18 protein-coding genes are annotated in these 18,533 nt (G+C 47.3%); 7 read left to right on the plus strand and 11 right to left on the minus strand.

Annotated elements, in window-relative coordinates; all coding sequences use genetic code 11:
* Positions 1-110 precede the first annotated feature (110 nt).
* The 3 genes from H7T88_RS22380 to H7T88_RS22390 are packed head-to-tail and all read right to left on the minus strand — an operon-like array spanning position 111 to position 4,346.
* Complete coding sequence (locus tag H7T88_RS22380; protein ID WP_221790423.1) at positions 111-1,340, minus strand: response regulator; 1,230 nt, start codon at positions 1,338-1,340, stop codon at positions 111-113.
* Positions 1,341-1,384: 44 nt separating this feature from the next.
* Positions 1,385-3,352, minus strand: coding sequence for a cache domain-containing sensor histidine kinase (locus tag H7T88_RS22385; RefSeq protein ID WP_221790378.1), 1,968 nt, complete (start codon positions 3,350-3,352; stop codon positions 1,385-1,387).
* Positions 3,333-4,346, minus strand: coding sequence for a substrate-binding domain-containing protein (locus H7T88_RS22390; protein ID WP_154983353.1), 1,014 nt, complete (start codon positions 4,344-4,346; stop codon positions 3,333-3,335). Before H7T88_RS22390 ends, H7T88_RS22385 begins: the two co-directional genes overlap by 20 nt.
* A 304-nt stretch (positions 4,347-4,650) precedes the next feature.
* Between H7T88_RS22390 and H7T88_RS22395 the strand changes: the two genes are divergently transcribed.
* Entirely contained in the window at positions 4,651-5,235 is a 585-nt protein-coding gene (locus tag H7T88_RS22395) for a LysE family translocator (protein ID WP_221790379.1), read from the plus strand.
* 30 nt (positions 5,236-5,265) lie between these two features.
* On the plus strand, positions 5,266-6,045 hold the full coding sequence (locus H7T88_RS22400; RefSeq protein WP_221790380.1) for an AraC family transcriptional regulator: 780 nt from the start codon (positions 5,266-5,268) through the stop codon (positions 6,043-6,045).
* Between the two features lie 244 nt (positions 6,046-6,289).
* Here the strand turns inward: H7T88_RS22400 and H7T88_RS22405 are convergent, their stop codons facing one another.
* Positions 6,290-6,862 (minus strand): netrin-like domain-containing protein, encoded by a 573-nt coding sequence (locus tag H7T88_RS22405; protein WP_221790381.1) that lies wholly within the window; start codon positions 6,860-6,862, stop codon positions 6,290-6,292.
* Positions 6,863-7,107: 245 nt separating this feature from the next.
* On the opposite strand from H7T88_RS22405, the gene H7T88_RS22410 reads away from it, so the two are divergent.
* Positions 7,108-7,776, plus strand: coding sequence for a phosphatase PAP2 family protein (locus tag H7T88_RS22410; protein ID WP_221790382.1), 669 nt, complete (start codon positions 7,108-7,110; stop codon positions 7,774-7,776).
* A gap of 85 nt (positions 7,777-7,861) precedes the next feature.
* Here the strand turns inward: H7T88_RS22410 and H7T88_RS22415 are convergent, their stop codons facing one another.
* Positions 7,862-9,295 (minus strand): glycoside hydrolase family 1 protein, encoded by a 1,434-nt coding sequence (locus tag H7T88_RS22415; RefSeq protein WP_221790383.1) that lies wholly within the window; start codon positions 9,293-9,295, stop codon positions 7,862-7,864.
* 143 nt (positions 9,296-9,438) lie between these two features.
* Here H7T88_RS22415 and H7T88_RS22420 point away from each other — a divergent pair, with 143 nt between their 5' ends.
* From H7T88_RS22420 to H7T88_RS22430, 3 genes are all read left to right on the plus strand, one after another.
* On the plus strand, positions 9,439-10,452 hold the full coding sequence (locus tag H7T88_RS22420) for a helix-turn-helix transcriptional regulator (RefSeq protein ID WP_221790384.1): 1,014 nt from the start codon (positions 9,439-9,441) through the stop codon (positions 10,450-10,452).
* Positions 10,453-10,519: 67 nt separating this feature from the next.
* Entirely contained in the window at positions 10,520-11,338 is an 819-nt protein-coding gene (locus H7T88_RS22425; RefSeq protein WP_221790386.1) for a class I SAM-dependent methyltransferase, read from the plus strand.
* 75 nt (positions 11,339-11,413) lie between these two features.
* Entirely contained in the window at positions 11,414-12,073 is a 660-nt protein-coding gene (locus H7T88_RS22430; RefSeq protein ID WP_221790388.1) for a hypothetical protein, read from the plus strand.
* A 179-nt stretch (positions 12,074-12,252) separates the two neighbouring features.
* On the opposite strand, the gene H7T88_RS22435 is transcribed toward H7T88_RS22430, so the two are convergent.
* The 3 genes from H7T88_RS22435 to H7T88_RS22445 form a co-directional block, all read right to left on the minus strand.
* The gene (locus tag H7T88_RS22435) at positions 12,253-13,047 is read right to left on the minus strand and encodes a hypothetical protein (protein ID WP_221790390.1); all 795 of its coding nucleotides are present in this window, start codon (positions 13,045-13,047) and stop codon (positions 12,253-12,255) included.
* Between the two features lie 186 nt (positions 13,048-13,233).
* Positions 13,234-13,653 (minus strand): hypothetical protein, encoded by a 420-nt coding sequence (locus tag H7T88_RS22440; protein ID WP_186809599.1) that lies wholly within the window; start codon positions 13,651-13,653, stop codon positions 13,234-13,236.
* A gap of 327 nt (positions 13,654-13,980) precedes the next feature.
* The gene (locus H7T88_RS22445; protein ID WP_221790392.1) at positions 13,981-15,189 is read right to left on the minus strand and encodes a PQQ-dependent sugar dehydrogenase; all 1,209 of its coding nucleotides are present in this window, start codon (positions 15,187-15,189) and stop codon (positions 13,981-13,983) included.
* 482 nt (positions 15,190-15,671) lie between these two features.
* On the opposite strand from H7T88_RS22445, the gene H7T88_RS22450 reads away from it, so the two are divergent.
* Positions 15,672-16,760: a M24 family metallopeptidase gene (locus H7T88_RS22450; protein ID WP_221790394.1), complete on the plus strand. Its 1,089-nt coding sequence runs from the start codon at positions 15,672-15,674 to the stop codon at positions 16,758-16,760.
* A 222-nt stretch (positions 16,761-16,982) separates the two neighbouring features.
* On the opposite strand, the gene H7T88_RS22455 is transcribed toward H7T88_RS22450, so the two are convergent.
* The 3 genes from H7T88_RS22455 to H7T88_RS22465 form a co-directional block, all read right to left on the minus strand.
* A complete protein-coding gene (locus H7T88_RS22455) occupies positions 16,983-17,336 on the minus strand; it encodes a hypothetical protein (RefSeq protein ID WP_154958471.1) in 354 nt (117 codons plus the stop codon).
* A gap of 134 nt (positions 17,337-17,470) precedes the next feature.
* The gene (locus H7T88_RS22460; RefSeq protein WP_221790396.1) at positions 17,471-18,154 is read right to left on the minus strand and encodes a queuosine precursor transporter; all 684 of its coding nucleotides are present in this window, start codon (positions 18,152-18,154) and stop codon (positions 17,471-17,473) included.
* 113 nt (positions 18,155-18,267) lie between these two features.
* Positions 18,268-18,525, minus strand: a complete 258-nt coding sequence (locus H7T88_RS22465) for a hypothetical protein (RefSeq protein ID WP_221790398.1) — start codon at positions 18,523-18,525, stop codon at positions 18,268-18,270.
* Positions 18,526-18,533 lie beyond the last annotated feature (8 nt).

Raw genomic sequence — 18,533 nt, forward strand, 5'->3', positions numbered from 1 at the left:
AACTTTTGATGGAAAAGGGCAAACGAAAAACCCACCACAGGTGGTTAACCTTTAAAGGTGGGTTTGTTTTTAGCCTATTGATATCCATACTTCCGATGAAGCTTCGAAATCTACACAGAGCCTGCGCTGGAACTGTCTGTTCCGCCATTTTTACGATATTGGGCAGGCGAGATACCCATCGTTTTTTTGAACGCTGTGCTGAAATAATGCTGTGTATCATACCCTACCCGTTCAGCGATGGTATGGATCGGGAGCGACGTGGAGTCCAGTAGCTGTGCGGCTTTACGAATACGAGTATGAGTGACCAGAGTAACGAACGAGTCGTTCAACTCTTTTTTCAACACACGACTGAGATATACCGCCGACACCTGCAAACGGGATGCGAGTGATTCCAGCGTCAACTCCCGTTCTGCGTACTCCTCCTGAATCAGCTGCCTTGCCCTGCGAACGAGCGGAGAGAGCTTCACTTCTTCATATACCTGTTCACGGCAATGCCGATACGTACCCGGCACCTCTTCCAGCGTCCCCCTATGAGGTTCAACATGGGCATGAACAGCGATGTTCAGGCAAGCACTAATCTGCTGCTCCAGCAGGAGTGCAATCTCCTCAGGGGTCTCCTGCCACAGGCAGATCCCGATAACACTACTAGCATCACGAAAGAGCACGTGCGGATGATCTCCGAGCAGTTCTGCTATGATATTTTCCATGGCATACAGAAACAGCTGACGATCATTCTCCCTCAGTATGGTCTGACGCGCCTCGGCAGCAGGCCAACGCACCACTCCAACTTGTACAGGAGATACAGAAGGCAGATGTAGAAAAGCAAGTTGCTCCATCAGACTATTACCATCTACCTGTCCTTTCATCCACTCCTGACAAAATCGCTGACGAAGCAGCGGGATATTTCGTTCAATCTGCTCTGCCGCCTGTCTGACATAGGCTGTCCGCTGATGTTCCTCATCCAGCCGCTGACGCAACCGCTCCAGTGCAGCTCTCAATTGGTCTGCTTGTACAGGCTTCAGGATGTAATCCTCCACCCCGAGACGAACCGCTTCCTGCGCATAAGCGAATTCATCGTGCCCCGATATGATCAGGTACCGAACCCCGGGGCACTGTTCCTGTAAAGCACGAATCAGTTCAATTCCATTCAGGAACGGCATATTCATATCGACTAGCACGACATGTACATTCAACTTAACTGCCCGATCGAGTGCTTCTTCACCGTCCTCGGCTTCACCGACAACCTCCATGCCAAGCGTAGCCCAATCCATAGCTTCGCGGATTCCTTCTCGAATAATCGGTTCATCGTCGGCAATCAGCACACGATACAGGTTATCCATTGCATTGGCATTGACGGGTGTCACTGTATAATCCACAGCCTTCTTCACTCCTTCTTTTGTCGATCTTGGTTATCTCGGGGCTCAACCCGGGAAGGTATTGTTACAGGCATTTCCCGCATCAGTGGATGAATAATCGTAACGCGGGTTCCCTCACCCTGCCTGCTGTCCAGCAAAATCCCATAGTCACTGCCAAATGATAATCTTAATCGTGCCTGTACATTCAGCATCCCGTAACTTTTACCCGTCCACTCCGGTAAAGTCGATTCCAGACTCTCCATCGGCATATCCAGCAGCTGCAGCATCTCCGCCAGTCGTTCTTCGCTCATTCCGGCTCCGTCGTCCTTAATTGTCAGATGTAGCCGCCCCTGCTCCACATTCCCTTCTATGACAATGTGGCCTGGGCCTCGTCTGCCCTTGATCCCATGGTATATCGCATTTTCTACCAAAGGCTGGAGTAACAGCTTCAGCACATACAAGTTGTGCAATTCTTCCGGGACATGGATGGTGTATCCAAGACGATCCCGATATCTGGTCTGCTGAATCTGCAGATAACTGCTGATATGTTCCAGCTCGGAGTGTAGGGGAATATAATCCTGTCCCTTGCTGAGTCCGATTCGGAACAAACGGGACAGTGCCCCAACCATATTAGACACACCGTCAGCGCCTTCTTTTCGAGCCATCCAGTGAATCGTATCCAGCGTATTATATAAAAAATGAGGCTTGATATGCTCCTGCAAACTGCGCATCTCGGCATCCCGTTTCTGCCGTTCCCTCAGTTCATTCAGCGTAATCAGCTGACGAATCTGGCTCAGCATTCGGTTAAAACTATTTCCCAGCATACCGATCTCATCGGCACGATCACTCCACCGGCCTGCGTTGAGATTGCCCGTTTCGGCTCTGCGCATATAAGACATCAACCGGAAGATCGGCTGCGCAATGGAGCGGGAAAACCACAAGGATGCACTCAAACCAAACAAACACACGACAAAGACAAAACTAACCACATAGAACTGAATCTGTCGCACCTCGGAGATCGACTCTTTGGTTGGAAACACCCCCACCGTTCTCCAGCCCGTAAAGGTAGATGACTGATACATGAATAATAACGCTTCGCCATCCACATCTTTCGTAAACGTTCCGCCCTCTCCCGAAGCAAACCAGCTCGCCGGAATATGTTCAATGAGCGGATGTTCGGGTCTGTATACACTTTGTCCTTCGGCATCGGTGACCATGACATACCCGGATTTGCCAAGGGTTACATTACGAGCCGCCTGTGAAACGGACCTCAGCTTGAGATCAATTAGTACAGCTCCCTTCACGAGCCCGGTCGTTTCATCCGTGACAGAGCGGGCGACCGATACAATCTCATCATCCTTATACCGGACATGGGTGGTCATGTTGCGCTCCCGCGGCTGACCCAGTACCGTGAAAATCCCTGGTTGCATTGCAGCCTTCCGATACCACTCTTCCTCGGTCAGACGTTGCTCCGTTCGAGGATACATCTCATTGCTTATATAGTCACCGTTGCCGTTCACAAGCACGATGCCCGCAATTTCCGGGTACAACGTGGTGAATCCTTGCAACGTCTGTTTGATGCCATACAAACGGTTCTGTTCAGATTCCGTATACGCTTGGCTGGCTTGTCTTTCGACGCGTTCACGTTCATGTTCACGTGTGTTCCCGTCTCCGCCGATCTTCTCGTCCATGAAAGCATTGACATCTGGTTCGAATGCAATCAGGTAGGTCATATTTTGCAAATTCTCCATCTTGGTATTCAACGCTTCATTGACCTTGCCAATCAGCTGCATCGTATGTCCCTCTACCTGTCGCTCCACGACTCGTTCTACCGTCCAATTCACGAGCAGACCCAAACCGACGGACGGCACGATGGCAAAAAGCAGAAATAAAAGCATCAATTGGTATCGTAATGGCATGTTACGCAGACGCAGGCGGCGTACACCGTTCACAAGCTCAGAGCGCCATGTTCTCTGTTTATTTGGCATAATAATCATCCACATTTGAACGTGTCACGACCGAGATCCCCGTATCTACCGTTACAGGCAGCGGTGCATTTTCCCCTGAAGGCGAAGGCGCAGGCACGGTCAAGTGATGGTGCAGATGGAACAGATATTGGAGTGACCAGTACCCCATGTTCCAGGTCCCTTGTGCAATCGTAGCCGATATCGTACCATTTTGGATCAGATCAAGTGTCGCTTTATTTGTGTCAAACGAGATGATGTGCAGCTTCTGGCCATTGCCTGGATCTGTATTTTGCACCGCTTCTCCAGCTCCGGCGCCTCCCGTTGCTTCGGTGACAAATATACCCGCCAGCTTCGGATGTGCCTTCATCATCCGGATCGTTTCATCCCGGGATTTCAACGTATCTCCATGTCCATCCGCAATTTCGACGACCTGCATATTGGGGTATCGCTGCTGAATCGTTTCGCGGAATCCGTTGGTACGTTCCTCATGATTCTGCTGTCCCGGCAACGTTAATACAGCGACTTCTCCTTCACGACCGAGTAGCTCGGCCATTTTATCCGCTGCCGTTACGCCTGCCTTGTAATTATCCGTCCCCAAAAAAGAATACGCCTGACTCCCCGGTGCATCGGCATCGAACAGGATTACAGGAATATCCGCTTCCACTGCTTTATTGATCGCTGGAATTAACGATTTTGGATCAATTGCGGATATAGCAATGCCTGCAGGTTTGCGCGCAATGGCCTGCTCAATCACCGTGATCTGCTCTTTGGCATCATACCGTGTAGCCCCGCGATATTCGACGGTCACGCCCAGCGCATCCGCGGCATCCTCAAAACCTTTCAGCGGGCTCTTCCAATATTCCAGCCCGGACTGAAACGTAATCATCATGTACGTCTCACCCAGATCACCGCGAAGTCCGCGGTTTTCCCACGAGCTGTTCACCTGACTGGTATATTCAAATCTCAATACATACAATGCAAACGCCGCAATCAGCACAATATAGATCAGCAGCATTTTTTTCATTTTTGTTCACTTCCTCAAGTGGTCTATGTCAGTCTGTACACCCTCACTCCGTTATCGATTGTAAACGCAATCATTCAAAAAGGGAACCTCTCTCTATAAGTTGACTAAAGATTTACACAGTGCACTCCGTTAACGTGTAAATAAAATACGCACAACTTTTATAGAGAGCGCAATGATTAGGAGAAACACGCCTCATGATCTCAAGCTCCGCTGCGCAATAATGTACTATAGCTCTGGTCTGCTCCGCCGTATGATTACGACAATAATCGTTTAATTTAATCTATCATCGAAGAAGGAGCTTAACATGAATATACTAACCTTTTTAATCTACTGCATCGTTGTCACTTTCACACCTGGTCCCAGCAATATTGTCATTCTCTCCTCCACACAAAAAGTAGGCGCACGCCGCACCATGCCTTATGTCTGGGGAGCTACCTTAGCTTTCGGTCTGTTGCTGACCGCGTCTGCTTTGTTAAATCAGCTTCTCGCTGACATCTTGCCAGGCATCTTGCAAGTCATGCAGATCATCGGCGGTATTTACATGTTATACCTCGCTTATCAGGTCTATCGAATGGGCTCTACTGAAGCCGCTCCCCAGGCTATATTAGGCTTTTGGAACGGTGTAATGATGCAATTCGTAAATCCCAAGGTGGTGCTGTTTACCTTCACTGTCATTCCAGCTTATGTACTTCCTTACGTCGCTACAGAATCATGGTCTGCTTTCTTCTATGTTATGCTGATTACATGTATTGGTTTTCTGGCTTACTCCAGCTGGGTGGTGTTCGGCACGATCTTTCGATCCTTGCTGAATCGTTACCAGCGAACATGTAGTATGCTTATGGCTCTTTTTTTGATATACTCAGCCATTATTGTGTCAGGTCTAATCTAACGACTTACTTCATCTGAGGAGGTGTGCGGTATGGAACAGTTTAGCTACAAAAGAACAGAAGACGTGCTGGCTCTATCCGCCAGCTTCACCGATTTTACTTATAAAAAGCATTGCCATGAGGAATATGCCGTAGGTGTAACGCTGCGCGGTATTCAGCAATATCATCTGGAAGGTCACTATCAGGCCTCACATCCGAACGGCGTCATGTTGTTTAACCGCGAGCAATTACATGATGGAAGTTCCTATGATAAAGAGGGTATTGATTATGTGATGCTTTACCTGAAGGCTGAATTAGTTGAAGAAATTATGGGTAAAAAAGAACTTCGCTTCTCCACTCCCATCGTCTATGATCCAAAGCTTGCCCGAAGCATTCTCATGCTGAACGATGCCGTGCAGCACAGACAGGACGAAGCCGAGTGTAGCACCCGGTTGTTTGAACTCGTGCATATGCTCGCTCAGGAGGAACAGCCTGCAAGGCTCTGGAAACCTCAGGACAGTCTTGTTCGCAAAGCAAAAGAGATTATGTTTTGCAGCACCGCAGACGTGCTGAAACTGGAAGATCTATCAGCTGAATTCGGCCTGTCCAAGTTTCAATTTATCCGTGAATTCAAAGCCCATACTGGCTTTTCACCCTATCAATTTTTCCTGAACTGCAAGGTCGAACATGCCCGTCAATCGCTTGAGAAACATAGAGACATCTATACCGCCGTGGCCGACTGCGGCTTTGTCGATCTGACCCATCTGAACAGACATTTCAAACGGGTCTTCGGTGTGACTGCGCATGATTATATGGTACAGCTCCAGCGTTAGTATGGAGTTGCATCATCCCGAATAGGATGGTCATCACCCACCGAAATCAAAAACACAGCTGAAAAATCAACATCCCCTTACGGAGAGTATATAGGTCCATAAGGGGATGTTTGGTCAGGTAAATTCCACTGCACGCTGCGTTCACTGCAGCTCTTGTCCTTCATATGGCCGCTCTCATACAAACCTTCTATATATCACATACAACTCTTCTATGATAACAATACAGATGCTTCAACTATAAATATTATGCTCTCCGCTGTTTCTTTCTCCACAGCGAGCCACCTACCAGCGCAAGTATGACAACTGCACCCCCAGCATATAGCGAAATCATCCACGGATTGCTATATCCACTGCTGCTGTCCGTGAAATCATCAGAGCTTACAGGAGTGCCTTTGTCCAACATATTAATTGCTTCTCCAGCCTGTTCAATCTGAAGATTACCGCTACATAGGCTGCTGTATAATTTGCCATCCTTATCATCCTGATTAGCAAAAATAAGATAAGATTGATCTTTTGCCAATGTTATTCCACAGGCACCTTCGCCCATATTATTAATCAATATGGTTGTCTTTTTTGCATCTACGCCTTTCCAGGTCGTGTCTACATCCAGCGTATATTTCTTATATTCCCTACTACTGATTATGGAGTCGCCTCCGATCTCGACTACTTTCCCCGTAAATACAGCGCTATACGTTTCCAACTTCTCCTTAACACTGGATTCGACACAACTGCACGCGTATGCCCGCTCCCCTGGCCAAACCATCACATTTGCTACAAAAAACAACAGAACTAAAACGGCCGCTCCCACTCTCCTCATCCTTACATTCTCCCCCTTTGAGTTATCCTGAAGCCTCTCTTATCTTACTAACGTCTCCATTTTCGTTTTTGTTTGATTTATTGTAGAATGTTAACACTATGTTAAAAGGTTATGTATATACTGCTGACTGCATCGGTTGAATGGAAAGGCTGTACTGTTATCGAAGTCTTCGTCTAAACCATCTCCCTCGTTCAACAGGTGAAGCTATACATAAAAGACATTTTACATCATGGAGGAATTAACATTTGAAGCACAATTTGACGAAAAAATTTTCCATTCCGCTGCTCGTTGCAGCGTTATGCCTGTCCGCTTTTATCAGCATTGCGCTGTCCATTAGCGATAACCAGATTCATCGCTTTGATGCTGTACTCATCGACTTGATCCAAGGCATGGAGTCGCATGGCATGACCCGATTTATGCAATTTTTCACCTGGATCGGCAGCGAACTTCAGGTCGTTGTCATTACGGTCATTGTTATGCTGATCCTCTATGTTTTCCTACGCCACAAACGCGAACTGCTCTTTCTTGCCATCGTGCTTGCAGGCTCTACGCTATTGAATGCCGTGATCAAGCTGCTGTTTCAACGAGCTCGCCCAACTATTAACCGCATTATCGAAGTAAGCGGTTACAGCTTCCCCAGCGGACATTCCATGGCGGCGTTCAGCCTTTATGGTGGACTTGCTTTTCTGATCTGGAAGCATATCCCGACCTTTACCGGGCGTGTATGTATGATTGCAGCTAGTGCTGCCTTTATCCTGATGATCGGCATTAGCCGGATTTATCTGGGCGTACATTATCCTAGTGACGTCGTTGGCGGTTACTTTCTGAGCGGGTGCTGGTTATTCACCTGTATCTGGTTCTACAGACGTCATTTGCAGCGGCTGTCCGAATTACAAGCCAGAAGCTTCGCCTAGTCGCATGTTACATGCATCATCGCTAAAAACCCCAACGACCGAAAGATCGTTGGGGTTTTGTTATCTTTTGATTACAGCTGTTGAATTACAATTTCTCTCCATTAGAAGCAATCACATCTTTGTACCAGTAGAAGCTTTTCTTCGGTGTGCGGCTCAAGTCACCTTTGCCATCATTATCTTTGTTGACATGAATGAAACCATAACGTTTCTTCATCTCACCAGTCGATGCACTTACAAGGTCAATACAGCCCCACATTGTATAAGCAATAAGGTCAACGCCGTCTGCAACCGCTTCTTTCATCTGCTCAATATGACCTTTCAGATAATCAATCCGGTAGTCATCCTGAATGGAGCCGTCTTCTTCAATTACATCAACCGCACCCAGACCATTTTCCACAACCATTAATGGTACCTGATAACGATCATAGAGGTGGTTCAGCGTATAGCGTAGTCCTTTCGGATCGATCTGCCAGCCCCAGTCGGAAGCTTCGAGATAAGGGTTTTTGATACCACCCAGTAGATTTCCTTCCGCTCGATCCAGCGATGCATCCGCACTTTCCACGAGAGACATGTAATAACTGAAGGAGTAGAAATCTACACAGCCTTCACGCAGCGTCTGCTCATCTTCCGGTTGCATTTGAATTTCAATGCCTTCTTCTGCGAAGAAACGTTTTGCGAATCCTGGGTATGCTCCCCGAACCTGTACATCGCCACAGATCATGTTGGACAGTTGATCTTTCTTCTGTGCAAGCAAAATATCATCCGGGTTGCACGTGTTCGGATACGTTGTCATGAAAGCAACCATACAGCCGATTTTGAAATCCGGGTTGATCTCGTGTCCCAGCTTCACCGCTTTGGCACTGGCCACGAATTGATGATGCAGCGCCTGGAACCGAGTCTGTGGCTGATCTACGCCGTCCGTCAATGTTTCTTTACCTTCAAACAACAATCCACCTGCCATATATGCACCAAGCGGCATTGTCAGACAGTTAATTTCATTAAAGGTCAGCCAATATTTTACCTGATCCTTATAACGATTGAAGAGGGTTGTACAATAACGGATGTAAAACTCGATCACTTCACGAGAAGCCCAGCCGTTATATTTTTGTGTCAGGCCAAACGGTGTCTCGTAGTGGGAGATCGTCACCAATGGCTCGATATTGTGTTTTTTCAACTCGGCAAAGACGTTATCATAGAACTTCAAACCCTCTTCGTTTGGCTCCAGATCGTCACCGTTCGGGTAGATGCGAGACCAGTTGATCGACATGCGGAACATTTTGAAACCCATCTCGGCCATCATCGCAATGTCTTCTTTATAATGTCCATAAAAATCAACCGCTTCATGGCTCGGATAATAGGTGCCCTCTTCAAGAACAGGTGTAATTCGGCGCGGCGTGGTATGCGTTCCGCCTGTCATCATATCCGATGTGCTTGGCCCTTTGCCATCCTTATTCCATCCGCCTTCAAACTGATTGGCAGCCGTTGCGCCGCCCCAAAAGAATCCATCTTTCATTTTCATGATGCGTTTCCTCCTCTAAATGTTGACGGCTACTAGAGCACGTCTGTGATCTTCAATCCACTGAAATACGCTGAGAACTATAACGTTATAGTACAAGTGTAGCACCCATACCCTGACAAGGGTTGTCATGATATAATTTGGTCATGGAACATAACCGATTATTCCGAATGTTGTTGCTGTTGCTGGAAAAAAAGAAAACAACCGCCCCGGAGCTTGCACGCCTGTTCGAAATCTCGGTTCGCACCGTTTACCGGGACATTGACCGTCTGAGTGCCGCAGGCATCCCCGTCTATACAACAACGGGCAAGCACGGCGGCATTCATCTGATGGATAACTATGTCATGGACAAGTCGTTGCTGAGCGAGGATGAACAGAATGAAATTTTGCTCGGCTTGTACAGCGTCAGCGCCATTCCTCATCTGAACAGCGCCCGGATGCTGGGCAGGTTAACAACCCTTTTTGATCATAAACTGGACTGGATTGAATTTGAGTATTCTCCGTGGGGCAGTATTCCCGAGCAAGAGATGCACCTGTTTAATCAGGTGAAACAGGCGATATTCGCAAGTCAGTTGCTCGCATTTCACTATATCGATTCCAATGGAGAAGCGAGTGAGGAGACGGCGTTGCCGGTGAAGCTTATTTTTAAAAACAATACATGGTACTTCAAGGGTCTAAAGCAACCCCAGCCTATGACATCCAATTCGCCCGACACCTTCGTCACGTACAAAATCAAACGGATCACGAAACTTCGCTTTGTGCCCGGCGCATATGAGCATACTCGGCCATCGACAGGGGAGGGAGATCGAGTTAAAGAAGAACCTTATCACGGAGAAAACCAAGACATCAAGATACAGTCTAACCAACCGTCTGAGAAACAGACTCCGATCGAACTTCTGTTTGAACAAACGATCGCTTATCGTGTTTACGATCTGCTGGATCCCGCCATTATTCAGCAAGAAGCGAATGGGAAACTAAGGGTTTCTATTCCAATTGATGAGGGTGAACAGCTTTATTCATTCTTACTGTCCTTTGGCTCAAAAATAAAGGTGATTGCTCCTTTGACGGTGCGCAAAGAGTTACTTCGCAGACATCAAGAGGCCGTCGCACTTTTACTGGAAGATGATGGGCACAAAACCGAGTATGATGATACAATATAGTATGTATCTATACCATTTCATTTTAAATTAGGATTGACAGGAATTTAGCGATGTTGGGAGGACATACATGAATCAGCAGATCAGACACAATAACGTAGAACGCTTTAAAGGATTTGGCACACTGTATGATCGAAACAGACCCGCTGCTCCCCGCGAAGTCGTCGATATTTTGACTCATTATCTGGGCAAAAGGCCACGCTTCGTGGCTGATGTTGGTTGTGGTACAGGTTTATCCACCTGGATCTGGCTGGATTATGCCGAGCGAGTAATCGGCGTGGAACCTAGCGAGGATATGCGTTCCGTTGGCATTGCGAAATGGGAAGCTGCAGGCAAACCGGATCAGCTTCGCTTTGCGGCGGGAATGTCCCATGACCTCGGCCTGCCGGATGATAGTGTAGATATTTTGACCTGCTCCCAGTCGTTTCACTGGATGGAGCCGGAATCCACCTTACGCGAGTTCGCACGGGTACTGCGTCCAGGCGGTATTTTTGCTGCCTACGACTGTGACTGGCCGCCTGTATTGGACTGGCAACTTGAAGCAGCATACCAGCAACTGGTGAGTACAGCGGATGAACTCGCCTCACGTCTATCGAGTACAGAGCAACAAGCATATAAATGGAGCAAAGAAGGCCATTTACAGCAGATCCAGCAATCCGGGCTGTTCCGTTACAGCCGGGAAATTATGTTCCATCATCAGGAGCCATTCACAGCTGAGCGTTATGCCAACCTGGCTCTTAGCCAAGGCGGACTCCAGACAGCTTTGAAGCTGGGCGCCACAGAATTGAATGACATGGCGGACGATTTCAGACGCCGGGCAGAGCTTGTTTTTGACGGAAAATCAAAAGAAGTGCTGTTCTCCTATCGCATGCGAATCGGTATCGTTTAAAATAAAAGCATACGAGGATATAAGAATAAGAATATAAAAATATAAGATTATGAATCTTGAAGGGTTGTGACCACTTTGATTAACAAAGAGGTGCTGGAACAAGATCGACTTTTCATCAAAAGCTGGCTGGACGCATATTTCGATTCTCCTCACCGCGATATTCTAATGTCTCATCCGGCCAAAATAGAAGAAGGGGACTATGGCGTTCCTTCGGATATGCATGATGGCGAGGTGGATGAAGAGGAATGGGTTCGCTGGAGAATGCTGGATTCGGAGATTACAGTAGATCAGATTAACGAATTAGTTGCTAATTATGTTAAGCCTGGTTCGGGTACGTATAGCCCATCTTTCTCTCTGCCGCCGCTCTATACGGCCTATCTGAGTAGCCGATATGTTCTGAATGTGTATCTTCGCTATGAAGGATTTACGATCGAATTACCGAATCTACCTTCTGACTACCCCCTGCGGGAATTACGAAACCTCTGGTCATCATCGGAATTACTGGTTAAGGCGGGATATATTCCATTTGCCTCCTATGAAGATCATGCGGGGCCTGTCTGCTGGGATTCGAGTAAACCAAATGATGACAATGATTATGCTGTCGTGTGGTTCGATCACGATATATTAACAGAAGAGGGACAGCCCAGCCGGGAGCAGCTTGAACACTACGCACAGCCTCTTTTTCACTCTTTCCGGGAAATGCTGATGCGCTCTTCTTCAAGCACTCGTTCTTAATTTAATTGTAGAGATATAAATAAAGAGCGCCGTTCCCGTTCATCGTCCGCTTTGACTTGGGGAGGGCGCTCGAATATATAACTCTAATTTCCTGAAATGAACCGCGAGAATGCTACAGTTCCATTTTGTACAGCTTTTTTTAAAGTGATGCTAAGGATAAGCAGATCAAGATGAGAATATTAAGACGAGAAAAGATGATTTAACTGTTGTTCCTGCACTTGAAGAGCAAGGGCCACTTTGGAAGGGTCCTGCGGCGAATAAAATACGTTAATGATATGTCCCTGCTGAACCTGTGACATGGCAGAAGGCAGGATTTCTTTTTGCGTAATCACCTCAAAGGTTTCACCATTTGGCTTCGTAATACTAAGTTTAAGCTGTAACTTGATGTTGCCATTCTGTCCACTTCCCATAGGGGTAACGTCGAGAATTTTAGCCAACCCCTTCTCTCCTGTACGTGCGATATCTACCATTTCCGGTGCTATACCTTGTTGCATCATCTTTTCATTCAACAGTTGCTGCATATGCTCTTGCGACACGGTTCCATGCTGATCCAGCCCGACTTTGCGCTCATCTTTCTCGGAAACGACAAGCGGAATGATAGCTCCCGGCTGAAACTGAGACAGCGAAGTCAGAGGAATAATGGTTCTTAAATCTGTATCATATGTTTCCCGGCCTTGACGAGACACCTTCAGCATCATTTTCACTTCCGGCTGCTCATTAATATAGGTACCCGTCTGCTGAATGCTTTGGATCACACCCACTGCCGGCAATCCTGATTTGATCTTGCGCTGACCCAAACTTGTACCGAATATAGACGAAATGACCAGTAAACCAATTCCTCCAAAAAGCATCGGTTTAAACCACCACGCCTGCATGACCATAAACGGATCATCCCACAGCCACTGAGCTATGAACGGGGAAAATCCTGTCCCAAATACCATCAGTAAGCCAATTACTCTAAAAAAACGACTCATCTCTATCACCCTATCTATCTAATTTATGCTGTATAAATCTTTTTACTTTTTACTATTTGATATCTTTTGTTATATCTTCGGTGTGTATGTTTCCTTTGCGTTGTTATCTGTAACACGTAAACTAATAATTCAAATTTTTTCCTATATTCGGAATAGTCGCATTAATATCTATCGCTATGAATCCACCTAAACCGAAAGAAGTCCCATATAGATCAGTTCAGAAGGATTCGCCGGATGCTGTCCCAAACCGACACGATCACCCACACGCGGAATCTGCAGCTTGGATACAAGTGTTTCCATTGTGCGTTGATACGTGTGACCACCCGTTTCAGTAACTTCAAGTACAAGCACCACAATGGGATCAAAATTAATTAATTTTCCCGTATCCGTTACACTGATCACGGTTCCAGTTGCTGTCAGAGGCAACGATCCGCTTGCAGCGAGTTGTGCCTGCTTAGCCGAGTCCAAACTCTGGTTGATGGCATCCCGATGTTCCTTTGGTACAAATCCTTTCATCATCATGCCCGTAAGCCCTTTGTTCATTACGCGATCCGCTTTGGCAACCGCATCTTCCTGTTTGTTTTTACGTGTAAACCATCCCATCATATCGAACACCTCATTTGTTTTTTATTGGGTATGATTAATTATAAACACAACACAGCCTGTATGAATACCGATCTGGACACATACAAAAGAATTGAAGAAATGTCCTGCTGGAGACGACTTTCCATCAATTAATTTGTAGCTATGCTTGCTTTTTCACAATAAAAACGTTGTTCTAACCGAATCAATGAGGAGTAAGCCATTTTATTTTTGTGAATTTGTCCGCTACTTGGCTCTGATTACAGTTACTCAGAGTGGTCAAATCCCTGCTTTTTTTTATAAATCTCCCCCTGTGACGCCGATCTACCAACCAATCCAGCTAAATAACCGCTACCCTTCGGGCGTAAGCACAATCAACTTATCATCACCTTCACGCGGTGTGCCGCGGCCATCGCGATTGTTGGTTAGCACGTACAGCTTACTATCTTCACCAGCGGTGACATTACGTATACGGCCCCATTCATCTTCGAAAAAAGGGACCACCTGCTCGACCTTCGTACCGTCTTCGGACAATACAACCCGCAGTAGCTGCTCCCCTCTCAGATTCGCAGCCACTAATGAACCCGCCCACGGGCCTTCCGCAATGAAGGCTACACCCGAAGGCGCCCAGGTATCATTCCCGCTATGCGCCAGCGGAGCCTGATAAGTTCCGTTATCATCGTCGTCGCCCTCTACTTCGGGCCAGCCATAGTTCTCCCCGGCAACAATCCGGTTAATCTCGTCATGATTGCGCTGACCGTGTTCGGTCGCATAGAGATATTCGTTATCCGGATTCCATGCCAGCCCTTGGGCGTTACGATGTCCCATACTGTATACAGGGGAATTCGGCCAAGGGTTATCTGACGGGATCGACCCATCGAGACCGATGCGCAGTATTTTTCCACCAAGGCTATCCCGGTTCTGTGCCAGTTCCGGTTCATAACGCTCGCCTGTAGTGATATACAGCAGCTGATCCGGTCCGATTTTGATTCGTCCGCCGTTGTGATTGACCCCGCCTGGAATGCCCGTCAATAGCTCTTTGTCGATTACCGCTTTTCCATCCGTCACCTTCAGGCGCAGCACGCGATTGGCAATATCCTGTCCCTCCAAGTACGAGTGATACACATACAGATAACCGTTACTCTCAAAGTCCGGATCTGCCTCCAGCCCGAGCAATCCACCTTCGCCTTCTTCGTTAAAGGGTGCCTCGAATTCAATCAGCGGCTCTGACTCCAGTTTTCCATTCGTAATAACTCGGATCACGCCCGGGCGCTCGGTCACAAACATTCGTCCATCTGCAACCGTCACCACTTCCCAAGGTGCATTCAATCCCTCGACCAGAACGGAAGCCTGATAGGGAACGACTGTATTCCCTTGCTCATCCCGCTCTTCAGTACCTGTTTCAGCGTTGCCTCCGGTTGCCGTCTGTCCTTGACCCGTTCCTTCTCCTTGAGATAGCCGTTGCGAATCTGACGTCGGGGTGCCGGGAGCACAGGATGCTGTTAACAAAGCCATGCTAAGCAATGAGGCATAAAGCGGCACAGTTAATCGATTGTTCATGACGAATTAAACTCCCCTTTCAACTTCATTGGATTGAGTAAAAAAGTGGATCAGCTTCTCTCCCTCATTTTCGTATGTTGCCTGAAGTCCTGACGAGTCTTATGTGTGAGTCTTTGATTCATGGTCTGCTGCCCGATTTGTCTGTGTCTCTCTGTCTTCTGAATGTATTGCAAGCCTATGTTGTACCTGTATTATCTCTCGCGTTGTGTTTCTGTATCGTTTGTCTGTCTTACAAGGTCTATATGTCTAGTATATATGCGTCTTTTCTTTCAGCCAACGTTCCACCTGTAAAGCGGTTTCGCCCTGTATTACCCTTGCCACTCTTCGCCTAAACGGTAAAAACAGGCATTCCTCGGCTTAAAAGTCGCCGCTAGTTTAGAATTTTTTCAACATCTTCTATAATAGAAGAAACAGACGCTATAGTGTTAAGAAAACACGGTGTATTTAAAAGAGCGTACATATGAAAGGTGGATATATCTAATATGAACCAAACTCCTTTATCCAGACTGGAAGCCGATCTGTCCAAGCAAGGACTCGATGCCATGCTCATCACAGATCCAAAACATATTTATTATCTGACGGGATATGCGAGCAATCCGCATGAACGTTTTATGGGCCTGATGCTGGCACGCGGTGAAGACCCGTTACTGATTGTGCCTGCACTGGACGCGGATGCTGCAGCGGCAGCTTCTTCTGTATCCAACATTGCCACACATTCGGACACGGATAATCCCTACTCGCTGTTTGACCGATATCAAGGACGGCTGGGCCGGGTAGGTTTGGAAAAAGAATACGTTACCGTCTCTCGTTATGAGCAACTAAACTCCGCTCTCGGCGGTGCAAGTTTTGAAGATGTTGGTTCGTTGCTACGCGCACTGCGTGTGAACAAAACACCGGAAGAAGTCGCTCGTATTCGCCATGCCATCTACTTAATTGAAGAAACGCTACGACAAGGTCTTACCCATGTACGTGCAGGTGTTACGGAGATCGAGCTGGTCGCTGAGATGGAATACCAGATGAAAAAACTCGGTGCCGACGGTTCCTCCTTCGATACAATGGTGCTGACTGGACCAAAAACTGGCCTGCCGCATGGTACGCCTGGGGATCGCAAACTGCAGCACGGGGATTTGCTTATGTTTGACATGGGTGTGTACGCTGGTGGATATGCGTCAGACATTACGCGTACCTTTGCCTTCGGAGACATTTCACCTGAACTTCGCACCATCTATAATACCGTACTTGCCGCCAACGAAGCCGCGATACAGGTTGTTAAACCAGGCATTACCTGCGCATCCGTTGACCGCGCTGCTCGTCAGGTGACGATTGATGCAGGATACGGCGAGCGTTTTATGCACCGTGTCGGACATGGACTCGGCATTGATGTGCATGAGTATCCATCCCTGCATGGAGAGAACATGGATCTGCTTCAGGCAGGAACCGTGTTTACCATTGAACCGGGTATTTACACCGCAGCAGGCGGTGTGCGTATTGAGGACGATGTTCTTGTCACCGATGCAGGTGTAGAGGTACTTACTACGTATCCCAAAGAACTGCAAATCCTGACAAACTAAGCTGCAAGTAGCAAGTATGCAGTCGCAAAACATGAGACAACTGCAACTTCAATTAGCACAAAAAATCCCGCAACCCATGACAACTTGGCTTGCGGGATTTTGATTCTTGCGATGGGGATCAGCGTCTATTAGAGTTCACATCCATCGCGATCTGAATCGATCAGAGGGTTGCTATGTCAGGCGTAAATTTTGTATTCCATGCTCAATCAGCTTCCATCTTCGTTAGTCCATTTCATGGGTTATATCCTGCCAATCCTCCAGTTCAGGCAACTCCTGTTTCCCCCAGTAATCCAAAAACCACTGAATCACCTTGGTTGTATCTGCCGTGGTGTAACTGTAATGCCGAAATCCGCTCTCACCTTCCTGCAAACGGGTCTCTACCACCATTTGCCCCGGTTCCTCAAGCGAAGCAGCCTGCAAATACATACTTCCCTCTACCCGTTCTGACGGTTGCAGAACGACAAAATCATGCAATTCCAGATCCGTAATCAAGTCCACAAATACCGAGGCATTAAGGCTATCATTCTCATAGGTTGTGCCATTGCTCTCCAGTTTGTAGCGCAGTGTGGAATACATGCTCAATCCCCCTTGTCTTATGTAATCGTAGACGTATATTATCAGGAAACAAATTCTGTTGTATAAATTATCCCCCTGCAGAGTCCATATTGCAACTGTGGCTCCGCAGAGGGATTTGAAGTGGCGATCCTATTTTAAGCTTCATCTTCAAATTTAAAGTTACGTGCGGCATACAGAAACGGCGTTCCAACCGCAGTCAGCACAAACTTGATCAGGTAGGTCGTCAGGAAAATTTCCAGCCACACATCCCATGGATAGATAAACACAAAGGCAACCGTGCAGAATACAAGCGTATCTACAAAGGAACTGATAATCGAGCTACCGTTCGTTCGAATCCAGAGCTGATTACGTCCTGGTGCAATTTTACGTAGCCAACTGAACAAACGCACATCCAGAAACTGACTGATGAAATACGCAGACAGACTGCCGAGCGCCAGACGTGGCAACAGACCAAACAATGTTTCCATCGAATCCTGAGCAAAATCCGTCGGTGCCGCATTAAATAACAACACCATCTGCATCAGAACGGTTGTCATGATCAATGTGAAAAATCCAAACCATACCGCCTTCCGTGCCTCATCCGCCCCGTACTTTTCATTGAGAAGATCACTGGTCAGATACATGCTAACATACATCGTGTTACCCAGCGTTAAGACGATTCCCATAATGTCTATCGTTTTAGTCACCTGAATGTTGGCAATGACCGTTGCTACACCGATCCAGGCATACAGACCTTTTTTGCCGAACAGACGATAACATAGAAGAAAAAATCCATACGTCACGAGAACGAATACCGCTCCCCACACCAAATTAAACATGAATACATACACTGCCTTCCTAGTTTTGATTACGCGGGATGGTTACGAACCGCGGTTTGGCGCAGCGCCAAAACATGAATAACTCTATCACATTTCTGCAACATTGAACAGCACTAAATCCCTCCAGCGTTGCATAACACCGTTAACCCAACACATATATCCTCACACGCTCTATACCCGCTATCACCCCGATCCCCCTTCTCTATTGAAAAAAAGACTCCCACCACTCGTGCCCCATCTGCACGTTCTGGTGCAATCCCACACGCAAAAGCCGCCCTCCGGAATGTCTCCGAAGGACGGCCTTGCATCCACTCTATTGCAGCTCGCTCTGCGCACGCTGCCTCACCAAGTGCACAAGCCGTGCGCGGCAAGCTTCGCG

It is taken from the genome of Paenibacillus cucumis (ex Kampfer et al. 2016) (assembly GCF_019748695.1).
Lineage (GTDB): Bacteria > Bacillota > Bacilli > Paenibacillales > Paenibacillaceae > Paenibacillus > Paenibacillus polysaccharolyticus.